General features: G+C 63.4%; 14 protein-coding genes, 1 tRNA gene and 1 pseudogene. 9 read left to right on the forward strand and 7 right to left on the reverse strand.

Features of this window, described 5'->3' with window-relative positions:
* The 7 genes and pseudogenes from AB0H22_RS25065 to AB0H22_RS25095 all read right to left on the reverse strand — a co-directional run.
* On the reverse strand, positions 1-365 hold a 365-nt coding region (locus tag AB0H22_RS25065), incomplete at its 3' end, for a hypothetical protein (protein WP_358149957.1).
* Positions 266-724, reverse strand: a pseudogene (locus tag AB0H22_RS25070) (hypothetical protein); the annotation flags it as partial. The pseudogene AB0H22_RS25070 and the gene AB0H22_RS25065, both read right to left, overlap by 100 nt.
* Positions 725-1,663: 939 nt before the next feature.
* Positions 1,664-1,924 (reverse strand): helix-turn-helix domain-containing protein, encoded by a 261-nt coding sequence (locus tag AB0H22_RS25075; protein ID WP_134147331.1) that lies wholly within the window; start codon positions 1,922-1,924, stop codon positions 1,664-1,666.
* Positions 1,925-2,869: 945 nt separating this feature from the next.
* Positions 2,870-2,944 (reverse strand) — tRNA-Val (locus AB0H22_RS25080).
* Positions 2,945-2,975: 31 nt separating this feature from the next.
* On the reverse strand, positions 2,976-3,437 hold the full coding sequence (locus tag AB0H22_RS25085) for a peroxiredoxin (protein WP_180752332.1): 462 nt from the start codon (positions 3,435-3,437) through the stop codon (positions 2,976-2,978).
* The gene (locus tag AB0H22_RS25090; RefSeq protein ID WP_180752333.1) at positions 3,437-3,862 is read right to left on the reverse strand and encodes a DUF3052 domain-containing protein; all 426 of its coding nucleotides are present in this window, start codon (positions 3,860-3,862) and stop codon (positions 3,437-3,439) included. Before AB0H22_RS25090 ends, AB0H22_RS25085 begins: the two co-directional genes overlap by 1 nt.
* Before the next feature lie 90 nt (positions 3,863-3,952).
* Positions 3,953-4,510 (reverse strand): hypothetical protein, encoded by a 558-nt coding sequence (locus tag AB0H22_RS25095; RefSeq protein WP_358149960.1) that lies wholly within the window; start codon positions 4,508-4,510, stop codon positions 3,953-3,955.
* Positions 4,511-4,650: 140 nt separating this feature from the next.
* Between AB0H22_RS25095 and aceE the strand changes: the two genes are divergently transcribed.
* The 9 genes from aceE to AB0H22_RS25140 all read left to right on the forward strand — a co-directional run.
* Positions 4,651-7,440, forward strand: coding sequence for a pyruvate dehydrogenase (acetyl-transferring), homodimeric type (aceE, locus tag AB0H22_RS25100; RefSeq protein ID WP_358149962.1), 2,790 nt, complete (start codon positions 4,651-4,653; stop codon positions 7,438-7,440).
* Between the two features lie 146 nt (positions 7,441-7,586).
* Positions 7,587-8,039, forward strand: coding sequence for a DM13 domain-containing protein (locus AB0H22_RS25105; protein WP_358149964.1), 453 nt, complete (start codon positions 7,587-7,589; stop codon positions 8,037-8,039).
* Positions 8,036-8,518, forward strand: coding sequence for a DoxX family membrane protein (locus AB0H22_RS25110; RefSeq protein ID WP_180752337.1), 483 nt, complete (start codon positions 8,036-8,038; stop codon positions 8,516-8,518). Before AB0H22_RS25105 ends, AB0H22_RS25110 begins: the two co-directional genes overlap by 4 nt.
* A complete protein-coding gene (locus AB0H22_RS25115) occupies positions 8,508-9,137 on the forward strand; it encodes a TetR/AcrR family transcriptional regulator (protein WP_358149966.1) in 630 nt (209 codons plus the stop codon). Before AB0H22_RS25110 ends, AB0H22_RS25115 begins: the two co-directional genes overlap by 11 nt.
* Positions 9,138-9,194: 57 nt before the next feature.
* A complete protein-coding gene (locus tag AB0H22_RS25120; RefSeq protein ID WP_180752339.1) occupies positions 9,195-10,475 on the forward strand; it encodes a PucR family transcriptional regulator in 1,281 nt (426 codons plus the stop codon).
* A 159-nt stretch (positions 10,476-10,634) separates the two neighbouring features.
* Positions 10,635-11,543, forward strand: a complete 909-nt coding sequence (locus AB0H22_RS25125) for an ACP S-malonyltransferase (protein WP_358149969.1) — start codon at positions 10,635-10,637, stop codon at positions 11,541-11,543.
* Positions 11,544-11,668: 125 nt separating this feature from the next.
* Entirely contained in the window at positions 11,669-11,968 is a 300-nt protein-coding gene (gene acpM, locus AB0H22_RS25130; protein WP_030095371.1) for a meromycolate extension acyl carrier protein AcpM, read from the forward strand.
* Positions 11,969-11,973: 5 nt separating this feature from the next.
* On the forward strand, positions 11,974-13,227 hold the full coding sequence (kasA, locus tag AB0H22_RS25135) for a 3-oxoacyl-ACP synthase KasA (protein WP_180752341.1): 1,254 nt from the start codon (positions 11,974-11,976) through the stop codon (positions 13,225-13,227).
* Positions 13,228-13,246: 19 nt separating this feature from the next.
* A partial coding sequence (locus tag AB0H22_RS25140; RefSeq protein WP_358149973.1) for a hypothetical protein occupies positions 13,247-13,359 on the forward strand: 113 nt, incomplete at its 3' end.

Consider the following 13,359-nt stretch of genomic DNA (forward strand, 5'->3'; position numbering starts at 1 on the left):
GCGTCGTCGTGGTCGGCGTCGTCGTGGTCGGCGTCGTCGTGGTCGGCGTCGTCGTGGTCGGCGTCGTCGTGGTCGGCGTCGTCGTGGTCGGCGTCGTCGTGGTCGGCGTCGTTGTTGTTGGCGTGGTCGGCGTCGTTGTTGTTGGCGTGGTTGTCGTCGGCATGGTGGTGGTGGGCGTCTGCGTGGGCGTTGACTGTTGAGTCTGTGTGGGTTGCTGCGTCTGAGTTGGGGCTTGGCTCGCCTGCGAGGGCGGGTTCTGCTGAGGCTGCTGCGGCGCCGTGTTCGGGATCGACTGTGCGCCAGTCATCCCCGGCGCAGTGCTGTAGTTCGGCGGGTTCTGCTCGCCGTTGCGTGCAGAGTTCCACGAGCCATCCGAGTTCTGCCCCGGCTGGAGCCCTTGCTGAGGGGCGTTGGCCTGCCCGCCCTGCTGCGAGGCACCCTGTACCCCGCTGTTGTAGATGGAGATCCCGCTGTTCTGATCTAACGGCGGTAAGTTGTTGCCTCCCTGATAATCCGGCATCTGCTGAGGCATAGACGGTGGCTGAAACTGGCTTCCGTCCATCCCACCGCCGCCGCCCGGTCCTCCTGTTGGGCCGGTGGGATCCGCTCCCACCGTCGCCATGGTGGAAAAACCGCTACCCGGCGTGGTGGTGTCATTCACCACGACCGCCGCACCGACGACCACAGCCCCTGCAGCAACCACAGCCAATGACCTGCGAAGCATCGACGGCGTCTGACGAAGTTCAGCCTGGGTTCCAACCCTAAGTTGCAGTCTTTGGCACCAGTACGTCGTGTAGTGGTTGCCATCGCTGGAGTCGCCTGAGGCCATGGGGAACACAGTAGAGCACGATGAACTGGGATAAAAGCTGTTACAGGAAACAAATCAAGATCTTTGCGAGTGTTGTGGTCGCGACCTGTGGAAAGGTAGCCGAATCTGCTTCCTCTATCGAGGTACGCGGAGACTACCCAGTAGGGGCGTTGTCGGTCCCGCTACCGCACTCGTGATCGCGTGTGCCGCAAACTCACGCCACCGGCGACCAAACAGCTAGACGTTGCAAGTCGACTCAGGTGATACCGGCGGCCCCGCCAGCCAGAACTTCACAACGCCACCGTTACCACGCGACACACTGCCAATCAGATACGACGCCGAAAGAGCCGCCCCCCAATCCGCTTGCACCACAACGGACCTTTCAAAGTTACGTTGACTCAGAGACTCGCAATAGCCCTGGAACTCCGAAACCCCGACCCTGCGCAAGAAGAAACTCCGGAATCAACTCCGAGACATCGTCGTCATGCGCAACACTGTTGCGCGCCACACGAAGTGACGCAGACGCAGACAGATTCTCCGGGTTGCGAATCACCGCGCAAAGAACAGACCTGGGTAGCTGCGAGATCAAGTTCCACGCGTGCGCCTCGAAACGCTCCGTGTCGACAACCTCCCCCGACTCCCCACTCCACCGAGACACATCAGCCACACGCACGGGGCACGTCAGAGTGAACTGCTGGCAACGAGGCCAGAAGCGTCCCTCTGTAGTCTCTGCCCACGCTACGGCGACGGACCTGCCTGCTTCTAGCGTTGCCGACTCAATGTTGGCACGCCGCGCGGATGGGCCGGCTGGCCGAATACCAGCGACCGTGAGACAGCGAAACGGCAGGTAGCAGATCAGGCAGCGCTACGTGCCACGAACTCCCGAAGCGCCTCTGTCGAGATGAGTCGGCGACGCCCTAGCTTGACCGCGGAAAGGTCCCCACTTTGGATCCGCGCATACAGGAACGCACGAGAGCAGCGCAGCGAAGCCGCTGCCTCGTTCACTGTGAGTAGATTCTCTGGTCCAGGATTGGGCACCTTCTGCTCCTTGGCGATCGCGGTGACAAACATCGCAAGCGCGGCTGCCAAATCGGGCACAGAGTTCGTTTCATTCATGCATCCAGCGTGCCAGTTGGTTTCCTGGAGCCGAGCCCACAGTCACGACACGCCGAAATTCGGCGTAACCCAAGCGAGCTGTCCGCGGCGCATCGATTCAGCTAGATCGCCCCGCCGAAGCGAATGACACCCGCACCTGCCAGTATCCGCAAATATTGACAGATCTACGTCCACAAGTACGGCCACCACACGAAAACATCAATCACAGAGCCATAATAAGAAAATCTACGAAGCGCTCCACAGGCGAGCACCACGACCCGTAGCAATGACCCATAAAAACAGCCAAACCCACCTGATCCCAGGTGTGCGGAGGTCTGCGGGCAGCAGACTGCACCGCGCGGCGCTCCGCCACGCAGTGCAGTTCTCCGCACTAAGGATATTTGCCAGGCAATAGGGATGAGCAGACGCTTCTAGCCGATCGAGCTACAAGGGCTCCGCGACCCAAGTGGGATATGAAGCACTTGACTGGGGGTCAAGTGGTCATGAATTCGATCTCCGACGGTGATGCGCGCCAGCAGTGGCCCATGACCCAGCTCAAGGATGACATCCCAAGTCACACCAGTTAGGAAACCGAATCTCGGCGGACCACCGTTCTGGCGCCAAGCCTGTCACCTGGCGCGCTTACCCGGAACCGTCATATCCACGCTGATCCGCCCGAAGCGCTTGGCGCACACGGTCGCAGGCAGACAATGAACACCTGCCACCGGAACCGGACAGCAGATCAAATAGTTTGCTCCAGAAGCAAGAAGAGCGAATCCAACACACAGAAAGGTCCCACTCCGGACCGTGAGGACCGAGTCTCGCCCTGCCCAACACTCCCTGGTTCCAGAGTGACTACACGGACTCCATTGACGCCATTGAGACCGTGGACAGAAAGAAATGGGTCAAAGGTGGGTCAACCACAGGCAGCCACGAAGGACAAAAAGCCCTTCTACCTGCACTTTTTGGTGGGCGCGGAGGGTTTCGAACCCCCGACCGCTGGTGTGTAAAACCAGAGCTCTACCACTGAGCTACACGCCCGGTCCACGCCGTCGCCGACGTGGGAATCAGCTCACGAATCTAGCGCGGCTAGCGCTTCCACCCAACCTGACTGGTCACGGGCCTGCCCGGGGTCCAGCATCTCGGCGAAACGGATGATTCCGGCGGAGTCCACCACGAATGTTCCGCGGTTCGGATACCCGGCCTTCTCGTTGAGTACCCCGTACGCCTCGGCAACGGCCCCGTGCGGCCAGAAGTCGGCCAGGATCGGGAAGGTGAACCCGCTGTAGCTCGACCAGATCTTGTGGATCGGCCCTGCACTCACCGACAGCCCGATGATCTGCACATCGTCGTTCTCGAAGTCTCCGATGTGGTCGCGCACATGGTCCAGCTCGCCCTGACAGACCCCGGTGAACGCCAGTGGGAAGAACACCAGCAGCGCGGCCTTCTTGCCGCGAAAATCGCTCAGACTAACGAGCTGGTTGTTCTGGTTACGCAAGGTGAAATCAGGTGCTTCGGTGCCAACCGGCAGCATTAGCGCCGCCCGCCGCGTGATGACTTCGGCTGCACCAGACGCGTCGCGCTCCAATCCCCCAGGTTGACCGAGGATGTCTGCACCAGCCCCGCCGTCGGCGCCGATTCGGCGATCTCTGAGGGCTGCACATGGCCGGGCATGCCGGTCTTGGGCGTCAACACCCAGATCACGCCGTCCTCAGCCAAAGGGGTGATGGCATCCATCAACGCGTCGACCAGGTCGCCGTCGTCATCGCGCCACCACAACAGGACAACATCGACCACATCGTCGGAGTCCTCGACGAGGAGCTCCGAACCGCATGCGTCCTCGATGTCGGCCCGGATATTGTCGTCCGTGTCCTCATCCCAGCCCAGCTCCTGCACCAGCTGGTTGCGCTGGATGCCCAGCTTCCGGGCATTATTCGAGGCGTCAGCCGCCGCGACCACCGTTCGGCCCCTCCTTAGTCAACAAGTGCGTGCTTGCACATGGGATGAATGGTCACATCGTCGCATGCCGATGGCAATCCCCGTCATCCGCTATCGGCCTTTTGTCTGTAAGAGCGGTTCGCAGATCTTCCCGGCACGCTCTCTCGCGTCGTTGAAAGTGCGAACCACAGAGTTGAGAGTGCTTTCGCTCAGCCGATTATCGAACGCGCCAGCCAGTTTTCGGGACTGCTCGACGTACTGACCCAACGCATCGCGCAGGTCGTCGGTCTGGGCGTTCGCCTTGATGGAGTCGATTTGGCTGGCGCTCGTGTTCAGCGCGTTGATAACCGGCCCCACCTTGGCCTCCGCTGCCGAGCCGTACCCGCCCTCGTTGTTCATGACCGAGATCAGGTCATTACCCGCGGTGACGGCCGCATCCGAGGTCATCGCGAATGTCTCACACGCATCGGCCATGGCCTGCTGACGCGACGTCTCCTGCCGCTTGGACTCCTGCGTCCGCGACGTCTCCAGGGACTGCGAGACGGACGTGCGGTACTCCGACACCGAATCGCTGGGCGCCGACGCCTGCCCGCCTGTGGTCACGGTGCAGCCCGCCACGACCGCTGCACAGATGGCCGCGAGCGCGATCAACAGCGCCGCCATACGCATGTCATGACGGTACCCGCTAGGGCAGCTCAGGACCCTGTGACTGGAACAGACTCGCTAGTAGCAAGGGGCTTGCGGCACGATGGGGATACCGATCTGATTGTGACTGAGATCTGCACCCCCACCCCTAAGGAGCAGAAAAGTTGACCACGGAGTTCTCTCGCCAGGACCTGGCCGGAAATTCAAGCGTCGCAAATCAATCCGAACGCGTTCGGGTGATCCGCGAAGGCGTCGCGTCCTACCTCCCGGACATCGACCCCGACGAGACCACTGAGTGGCTCGAATCCTTCGACGGGCTGCTGGCCCGGTCGGGTCCGGCGCGGGCCAGATATCTGATGCTGCGCCTGCTGGAACGCGCCAACGCCGGCCGCGTGGCCATCCCCGCGCTGACGTCCACCGACTACGTGAACACCATCGCCACCGAGAACGAACCGTGGTTTCCCGGCGATGAGGACACCGAACGCCGTTTCCGCGCCTGGATCCGCTGGAACGCCGCGATCATGGTGCACCGTGCACAGCGACCAGGGGTCGGTGTGGGCGGCCACATTTCGACGTACGCCTCCTCGGCGGCCCTCTACGAGGTCGGGTTCAACCACTTCTTCCGCGGCACCGCCCACCCGGGCGGCGGCGACCAGGTGTTCATCCAGGGCCACGCCTCCCCCGGCATCTACGCCCGCGCCTTCCTCGAAGGCCGGCTGACGACCGATCAGCTCGACGGGTTCCGTCAGGAAAAGAGTCACCCCGGCGGCGGCCTGCCCTCCTACCCGCACCCGCGGCTTATGCCCGATTTCTGGCAATTCCCAACCGTTTCCATGGGTTTGGGTCCGATGAACGCGATTATGCAGGCGCGGTTCAACCACTATCTGCGCGACCGTGGCATCAAGGACACCTCTGATCAGCGGGTGTGGGCCTTCCTCGGCGATGGCGAGATGGACGAGCCCGAGTCGCGGGGCCAGGCGCATATCGCCGCGCTGGAGGGCCTCGACAATCTGACCTTCGTCATCAACTGCAACCTGCAGCGTCTCGACGGTCCGGTACGCGGTAACGGCAAGATAATCCAGGAGCTGGAGTCGTTCTTCCGTGGCGCCGGCTGGAACGTCATCAAGGTGGTGTGGGGCCGCGAATGGGACACCCTGCTGCACGCCGACCGCGACGGCGCGTTGGTGAATCTGATGAACACCACCCCCGACGGCGACTACCAGACCTACAAGGCCAACGACGGCGCCTACGTTCGGGAGCATTTCTTCGGGCGCGATCCGCGCACCAAGGAACTGGTGAAAAACCTTACCGACGACCAGGTGTGGAACCTCAAGCGCGGCGGCCACGACTATCGCAAGGTGTACGCCGCCTATCGCGCGGCCACCGAGCACAAGGGCCAGCCGACGGTCATCCTGGCCAAGACCATCAAGGGCTACACCCTGGGCAAGCACTTCGAGGGCCGCAACGCCACCCACCAGATGAAGAAGCTGACGCTGGACGACCTCAAGGACTTCCGCGATCGCGAGCGGATTCCGATCTCCGACGCCCAGCTCGAAGAGAACCCGTACCTGCCGCCCTACTACCACCCCGGGCCCGAGGCACGAGAGATCCGGTACATGCTGGACCGGCGCCGTGCCCTCGGTGGATTCCTGCCGCAGCGCCGTACCAAGTCGCGGCCGCTCACCCTGCCGAGCTCCGAGGCCTACGCCTCGGTGAAGAAGGGTTCGGGCAAGCAGGAAGTCGCCACCACCATGGCATTGGTGCGGACCTTCAAGGAACTGTTACGGGACAAGAACATTGGGAACCGCATCGTTCCGATCATCCCCGACGAGGCCCGCACCTTCGGTATGGACTCGTGGTTCCCGTCGCTGAAGATCTACAACCGCAACGGCCAGCTGTACACCTCGGTGGATGCCGAATTGATGTTGGCGTACAAAGAAAGCGCGCAGGGCCAGATCCTGCACGAGGGCATCAACGAGGCCGGATCCACCGCGACGTTCACCGCGGTGGGCACGTCGTACTCAACCCACGACGAGCCGATGATCCCGCTGTACATCTTCTATTCGATGTTCGGCTTCCAGCGCACCGGTGACGGCCTGTGGGCTGCGGCCGATCAGATGGCGCGGGGGTTCGTCCTGGGCGCCACCGCGGGCCGCACCACGCTGACCGGCGAGGGCCTGCAGCACGCCGACGGGCACTCACTGCTGCTGGCGAGCACCAATCCCGCTGTGGTTGCCTATGACCCAGCGTTCGCGTACGAGATTGCGCATATCGTCGAGCACGGCCTGCAGCGGATGTACGGCGAGAACAGCGAGAACGTCTACTTCTACATCACGCTGTACAACGAGCCGTACGTGCAGCCAGCCGAGCCGGAGAACGTCGACGCCGAGGGCATCCTGCGCGGTATCCACAAGTTCCGCGCAGCGCCCGAGACGCGCAAGCATCAGGCGCAGATCCTGGCCTCGGGGGTCTCATTGCCCGAGGCACTGCGGGCGGCCGACCTGCTGGCCGAGCAATGGGATGTGGCGGCCGATGTGTGGTCGGTGACGTCCTGGGGTGAGCTCAATCGCGACGGCCTCGCCATCGAGCATCAGGCGCTGCGCCACCCGGACCGCCCCAAGGGTGTTCCGTACGTAACGAAGGCACTGGACGGCGCGCCAGGGCCGAAGGTAGCGGTCTCGGACTGGATGCACGCGGTACCCGAGCAGATCCGGCCCTGGGTGCCCGGGACGTACCGGACGCTCGGCACCGACGGGTTCGGTATTTCCGACACCCGGCCCGCCGCACGTCGGTACTTCAACACCGATGCCGAGTCGGTTGTCGTCGCGGCGCTGGAGGCACTGGCCGATGAGGGCTCCGTCGACCGCGACGTGGTTGTTCAGGCGGCCGCCCAATACCGGATCGACGATGTGGCGGCGGCCGACGTGTCCTTCAAGGACACAGGCAGCGCATAACCCTTCTGGCGCGAGCAGACACGTATTGCACATAAATCGCAGGTCGCGAGTGCAATACGTGTCTGTTCGCGTTTTCTTGTCGACATCAATTGTACCGATCGGTACAGTCGAGATCGCTCGCTCAAACCCTCGGAAAGGAATCCACCATGCGGTTCAGAATTCTCACTGGCACAGCACTTCTGGGCATCGGCTTGGCCGTTGCCGCGTGTAACGCGCCATCTCGTGACGCTCAACCAAGCACCCAGTCACCGCAGGCGATGTCGTCAATGCCCATGACATCGCAGGCCATGGCCGGCGCCACGCGTACGGGCGCGTTCAGCGGAATCGACGGAAAGCACGTCGCGGGAACTGTCACGATCGCCAACGGGCGGGTCAGCCTGACCGGATTCTCCTCCGACAAGGGACCCGACCTGCACATCTACCTGACCAAGGGCTCAGACCAGAGTTCAGTGAGCGCGGGCAAGGAGCTCGGCACGGTCGCCTCCGACATGGCGTCCCAGACGTTCGACGTGGGTGGCGCGGACACCGCGATGTACGACACCGTTCTGATCAACTGCGATAAGGCCAAAGAGGCCTTCGGCGCGGCAGCCTTGATGTGAGAACCTCCGCACGATGGATCGCCCTTGCCGCGCCGATCGCCCTCGGCGTGGCAAGGGTGGCACTGGGCGCGTTGTGGTTGCACGAGGGAATCTTCAAATACAGCGCACACTTCGGCCGCGCGGACATTCTGCTCATCGCCCACAGCGCGCAGTCCAACACCCGGGTGCCGGAGTACTTCACCGCCTTCTCCGACAGCGTGCTCCGAGCGTGGCCGGGCCTTTTCGGTGTCACCATCCCCCTGCTGGAGGTGGCACTCGGGGCAATCCTGATCCTGGGGCTAATTCCCCAACCCGCGGCCATGGTTTCGCTGTTGACGCTCTTGACCTACTGGACTTCGGACCAACTGATCAGCCAGTATCCGGTGATGGCGGCGCTGTCGGCGCTGATCATCGCGTTTCCGACGCCGAGCGGCCACTACTCAATACTGCGACTAAGACGAGCCAAAGTCACAGCTAATGTTGTTCGAGATGGTAGGTAAGTCGTCACCACATAGCGCCGCCAAGCTGCCCGCGACCGCGCACGGCCGCCGCACCCGGGCGGCCATCGTCGATGCGGCCGCGCAGATGATGTACCAAAAGGGTGTCACGGCAACCAGTCTCGACGACGTCCTGGCCGCCTCCAATACCGGCAAGTCGCAGCTGTACCACTATTTCAAGGACAGGTCCGACTTGGTGAGGGCGGTCCTGGAACGTCAGACCGAGCTCGTCCTGGAGGCACAGCCGACACTCGCCCAGATCGACTCGATGGAGGGTGTTCAGCAGTGGGCCCAGGCGATCTTGGCCATGCACGAAGTGCCCGGTGGCCCATTCGGATGCCCGTTGGGCAGCATGGCCGCCGAGCTCAAGAACGATCCGGCGTATCAACCCGCACTCGCCGCCGGGTTCCACCAATGGCAGTCATTGCTTGCCGACGGCTTGACCCGGATGCAGGATCGCGGCGACCTTGACCACAACGAAGATCCCCAGCGGCTGGCCGCGACGATCCTTGCCACCCTGCAGGGCGGCATGCTGATGGGGCGGGCGACCATGGACATCACCGTCCTGCGCGACAGCCTCGATCTGGCCATCGAAGGCATTCGGCGCAAACTGCGCCACTGACCCAAAAGTGCAGACATTTGGCGGTTTCCTACTAGGTATCCGGGGTACCTTTTAGGGATGACCGACAATCCGGCCACCGCTTCGCGCGGGTTTCGCGCCACGCGCAAGCCCCGCGAGCGGGCCGAAGTACCCGAGGCGCTCCTGCATCGGATCAAGCAGTACTCCGGCCGGCTGTCCACCGAGGCCGTACACATCATGGAAGACCGGTTGCCGTTCTTCATCGACTTGGAAGCGTCACAGCGTGCCAGCGTCGCCCTGGTGGTTCAGACGGCGGTCAACAACTTCGTCGAGTGGATACGCGACCCCGAGGGCACCGTCGGCTTCACCATGCAGGCCTTCGAGGTGGTGCCACAGGACCTGGCCAAACGCATTGCGCTACGCCATTCCGTCGACATGGTGCGTACCGCCATGGAGTTTTTCGAAGAGGTGCTGCCCCTGCTCGCCCGCAATGACGAGCAGCTGGTGACGCTCACCGAGGGCATCCTGCGTTACAGCCGCGATCTGGCGTTCGGGGCGGCCAGCGCCTATGCGGAAGCCGCCGAGGCCCGCGGGGCGTGGGACTCGCGCCTGGAGGCGACCGTGGTCGATGCGGTGGTACGCGGTGACACCGGGCCGGACATGCTGTCGCGAGCAGCCGCCCTGAACTGGGACACCACCGCACCGGCGACGGTCGTCGTCGGCACCCCCAAACCGGAGACCATCGCCAATGCCACAACATTGGTGCACGAGGTGGCCCAGCGGCATGGGCGCGGAGCGCTCGCCGTGATCCAGGGCACCCGGCTGCTGACCATCGTGTCGGGGTCGATCACTACCCACGACAAGTTCCTGGCCGACCTGATCAACGTCTTCTCCGACGGCCCGGTGGTGGTCGGGCCCACCGCAGGAACACTCAGCGCCTCGCACACGAGCGCCGTGGAGGCACTTTCGGCCATGGACGCGGTGTCCGGGTGGCGCGGCGCGCCCCGCCCGGTGTCCTCGCGCGAGCTGCTGCCCGAGCGCGCGCTCTTGGGCGATAAGGCCGCCATCGCGTCGCTCAACACCGAAGTGATGCGTCCGCTCGCCGATGCCGGCCCCGCGCTCACCGAAACCCTCGATGCGTACTTAGATTCCGGCGGTGCCATCGAGGCGTGCGCGCGCACACTCTTTGTTCACCCAAATACTGTGCGCTATCGACTTAAGCGAATCACCGATTTCACCGGAAGGGACCCAACGTCCCCGCGTGATGCCTATGTGCTGCGAATCGCAGCAACCGTCGGCAGACTGGCTCGGGATCACGCCGATGCTTTCACTTCTGAACCAGGCATCGCACCAGTCACAATTAACGTAATCAAGGCTTAGGAAGGTTACTGGCCGGTCACCTGCGAGGTCCCACATTGCGAGACGGTGTAGATCGGGTCGCAACGGATGACTTTTTGTGAACACTCCACAAATACTTAAGACAAGATTCATTTTCTCTTACACGGCGCAAACACCCCTTCACAGTGTTCTCTTAGACACGTGATTGCACTGCTCGCTCCCGGACAGGGATCCCAGACCCCCGGCATGCTGACTCCATGGCTCGAACTGCCCGGGGTACTCGACCAGGTTGAGCAGTGGTCGAAGGCCAGCCGACTGGATCTGGTGCGTCTCGGCACCACCGCCACCGCCGAGGAAATCACCGACACCGCCATCACCCAGCCGCTGGTTGTCGCCCTCACCCTGCTGGCCTATGACGAGCTCACCAAGCGCGGCCACCTCAACACCAAGACCACAGTGGTCGCGGGTCACTCCGTCGGCGAGATCGCCGCCTATGCCATTGCCGGGGTCATCTCCGCCGACGACGCCATCACCCTGGCCGCCACTCGCGGCGCCGAGATGGCCAAGGCCTGCGCCCTGGACCCGACCGGCATGTCCGCCGTGCTCGGTGGCGACGAGGCCGAGGTGCTGGAGCGCCTCGAGGCCCTCGAGCTCGTCCCCGCCAACCGCAACGCCGTCGGCCAGATCGTCGCGGCCGGCCGCATCACCGCCCTGGAGAAGCTGGCCGAGGACCCCCCGGCCAAGGCCCGCGTCCGCCAACTCGCCACCGCAGGCGCCTTCCACACCCACTTCATGTCTCCCGCGCAGGACGCCTACGCCGCCGCCGCATCCGCGATCACTCCGGCCGAACCGGTCACCACCCTGCTGTCCAACTTCGATGGCAGCCCCGTCTCCTCCGGCGCCGACGCCATGGACAAGCTGGTCAACCAGCTCACCTCGCCGGTCCGCTGGGACCTGTGCACCGAGTACTTCAAGACCGCAGACGTCAACGCAGTCGTGGAGCTGCCGCCGTCGGGTGCACTGGCCGGCATCGCCAAGCGTGAGATGCGCGGCGTTACGAACCGCGCCCTCAAAACCCTCGACGACTTAGACGCCCTGGCCGAGCTGTAAGCGGCCAAACCACCAAAAAGTAGTACCCCGGCTGATCGGGCAGCGTCGCCCGTCAGCCAGTTCCGATAACAAGAGTTCACCCCAGGACTGCGCCCGCAGTCCACAACACCGAAGGGAGCCACCGAGTGGCCACCGCAGAAGAAAAAGATCGCATCGTCGCCGGTCTCGCCGAGATCATCGAAGAGGTCACCGGTATCGAGCCTTCCGAGGTCACCCTCGAGAAGTCCTTCGTCGACGACCTGGACATCGACTCGCTGTCGATGGTTGAGATCGCCGTTCAGACCGAGGACAAGTACGGCGTGAAGATCCCCGATGAGGATCTGGCCGGTCTGCGGACCGTTGGCGATGTCGTCAACTACATCGAGAAGCTCGAGCAGGAGAACCCCGAGGCCGCAGCCAACATCCGCGCGCAGCTGGAGGGCTAGGACCAGTGACAACCCCTTCCACTGCTAACGGTGGCTTCCCCAATGTCGTTGTGACGGCTCTCGCCGCAACGACCTCTATCGCGCCTGACATCGAGGGCACGTGGAAGGGACTCATCGCCGGGGAAAGCGGCATCGAGGTTCTCGAGGACGAATTCGTCGAGAAGTTCGGGCTGCCGGTGTGGATCGGCGGGCACCTCAAGGAGCCCATCGATACCCACATGACCCGGTTGGAGCTTCGCCGGATGGCCTACGTGCAGCGCATGGCGCTGCTCGTAGGCCGTCAGGTGTGGCAGAACGCCGGCACCCCCGATGACATCGACAAGGACCGCCTCGCGGTCGTTATCGGCACCGGCCTGGGTGGCGGCGAGCGCATCGTCGAGACCTACGACACGATGAACGAGCATGGCATCCGCAAGGTTTCGCCGCTGGCCGTGCAGATGTGTATGCCCAACGGCGCGGCCGCAGTGGTCGGCCTGGAGATCGGCGCCCGCGCCGGTGTCATCACGCCGGTGTCGGCGTGTTCCTCCGGTTCGGAGGCCATCGCTCACGCGTGGCGCCAGATCGTGATGGGCGATGCCGATATGGTCGTCTGCGGTGGCGTCGAGGGCATGATCGAAGCCCTGCCGATCGCTGCGTTCTCCATGATGCGTGCCATGTCGACGCGAAATGATGAGCCGGAGAAGGCTTCTCGTCCGTTCGACAGGGACCGCGACGGATTTGTGTTCGGCGAGGCCGGCGCGCTCATGGTCATCGAGACCGAGGAGCATGCCAAGGCTCGTGGCGCTCAGATCATCGCCCGCGTGATGGGCGCCGGTATCACCTCTGACGCGTATCACATGGTGGCCCCGGGCCCCGACGGTGAGCGTGCTGGCGCAGCAATGAAGCGCGCGATTCAGACAGCCGGCCTGTCCCCCAAGGACATTGACCACATCAACGCCCACGGCACCGCCACCCCGATCGGGGATCTCGCCGAGGCCAACGCGATTCACGTCGCCGGCGTGCAACATGCCGCGGTCTACGCCCCCAAGTCGGCTCTCGGCCACTCGATCGGTGCCGTCGGCGCGCTCGAATCGGTACTGACGGTGCTGACCCTGCGCGACGGCGTTATCCCGCCGACGCTCAATCTTGACAACCTTGATCCCGAAATCGACCTGGATGTCGTTGCGGGAGAGCCCCGTTACGGGGACTTTAAATACGCCATCAATAACTCGTTCGGATTCGGTGGGCACAACGTCGCGCTTGCCTTTGGCAAGTACTAAGAACCAGAGAGGTGCGAAGATGACGATCATGGCTCCTGAGGCGATTGATGAATCGCTTGATCCGCGTGATCCGCTGTTGCGGCTGAACACCTTTTTTGATGACGGCAGCCTCGAGCTGCTCCACGAGCGTGA

The sequence above is a fragment of the Mycobacterium sp. NPDC050853 genome, from assembly GCF_040653875.1.
In the GTDB taxonomy this organism is placed as follows: Bacteria; Actinomycetota; Actinomycetes; order Mycobacteriales; family Mycobacteriaceae; genus Mycobacterium.

What these genes read in the sequence shown, in the direction of transcription:
- AB0H22_RS25095 (WP_358149960.1), bottom strand. Translation starts at nt 4,510, where the DNA reads ATGCGTATGGCGGCGCTGTTGATCGCGCTCGCGGCCATCTGTGCAGCG.
- AB0H22_RS25105 (WP_358149964.1), top strand. Translation starts at nt 7,587, where the DNA reads ATGCGGTTCAGAATTCTCACTGGCACAGCACTTCTGGGCATCGGCTTG.
- AB0H22_RS25120 (WP_180752339.1), top strand. Translation starts at nt 9,195, where the DNA reads ATGACCGACAATCCGGCCACCGCTTCGCGCGGGTTTCGCGCCACGCGC.
- AB0H22_RS25075 (WP_134147331.1), bottom strand. Translation starts at nt 1,924, where the DNA reads ATGAATGAAACGAACTCTGTGCCCGATTTGGCAGCCGCGCTTGCGATG.
- AB0H22_RS25115 (WP_358149966.1), top strand. Translation starts at nt 8,508, where the DNA reads ATGGTAGGTAAGTCGTCACCACATAGCGCCGCCAAGCTGCCCGCGACC.
- AB0H22_RS25085 (WP_180752332.1), bottom strand. Translation starts at nt 3,437, where the DNA reads ATGCTGCCGGTTGGCACCGAAGCACCTGATTTCACCTTGCGTAACCAG.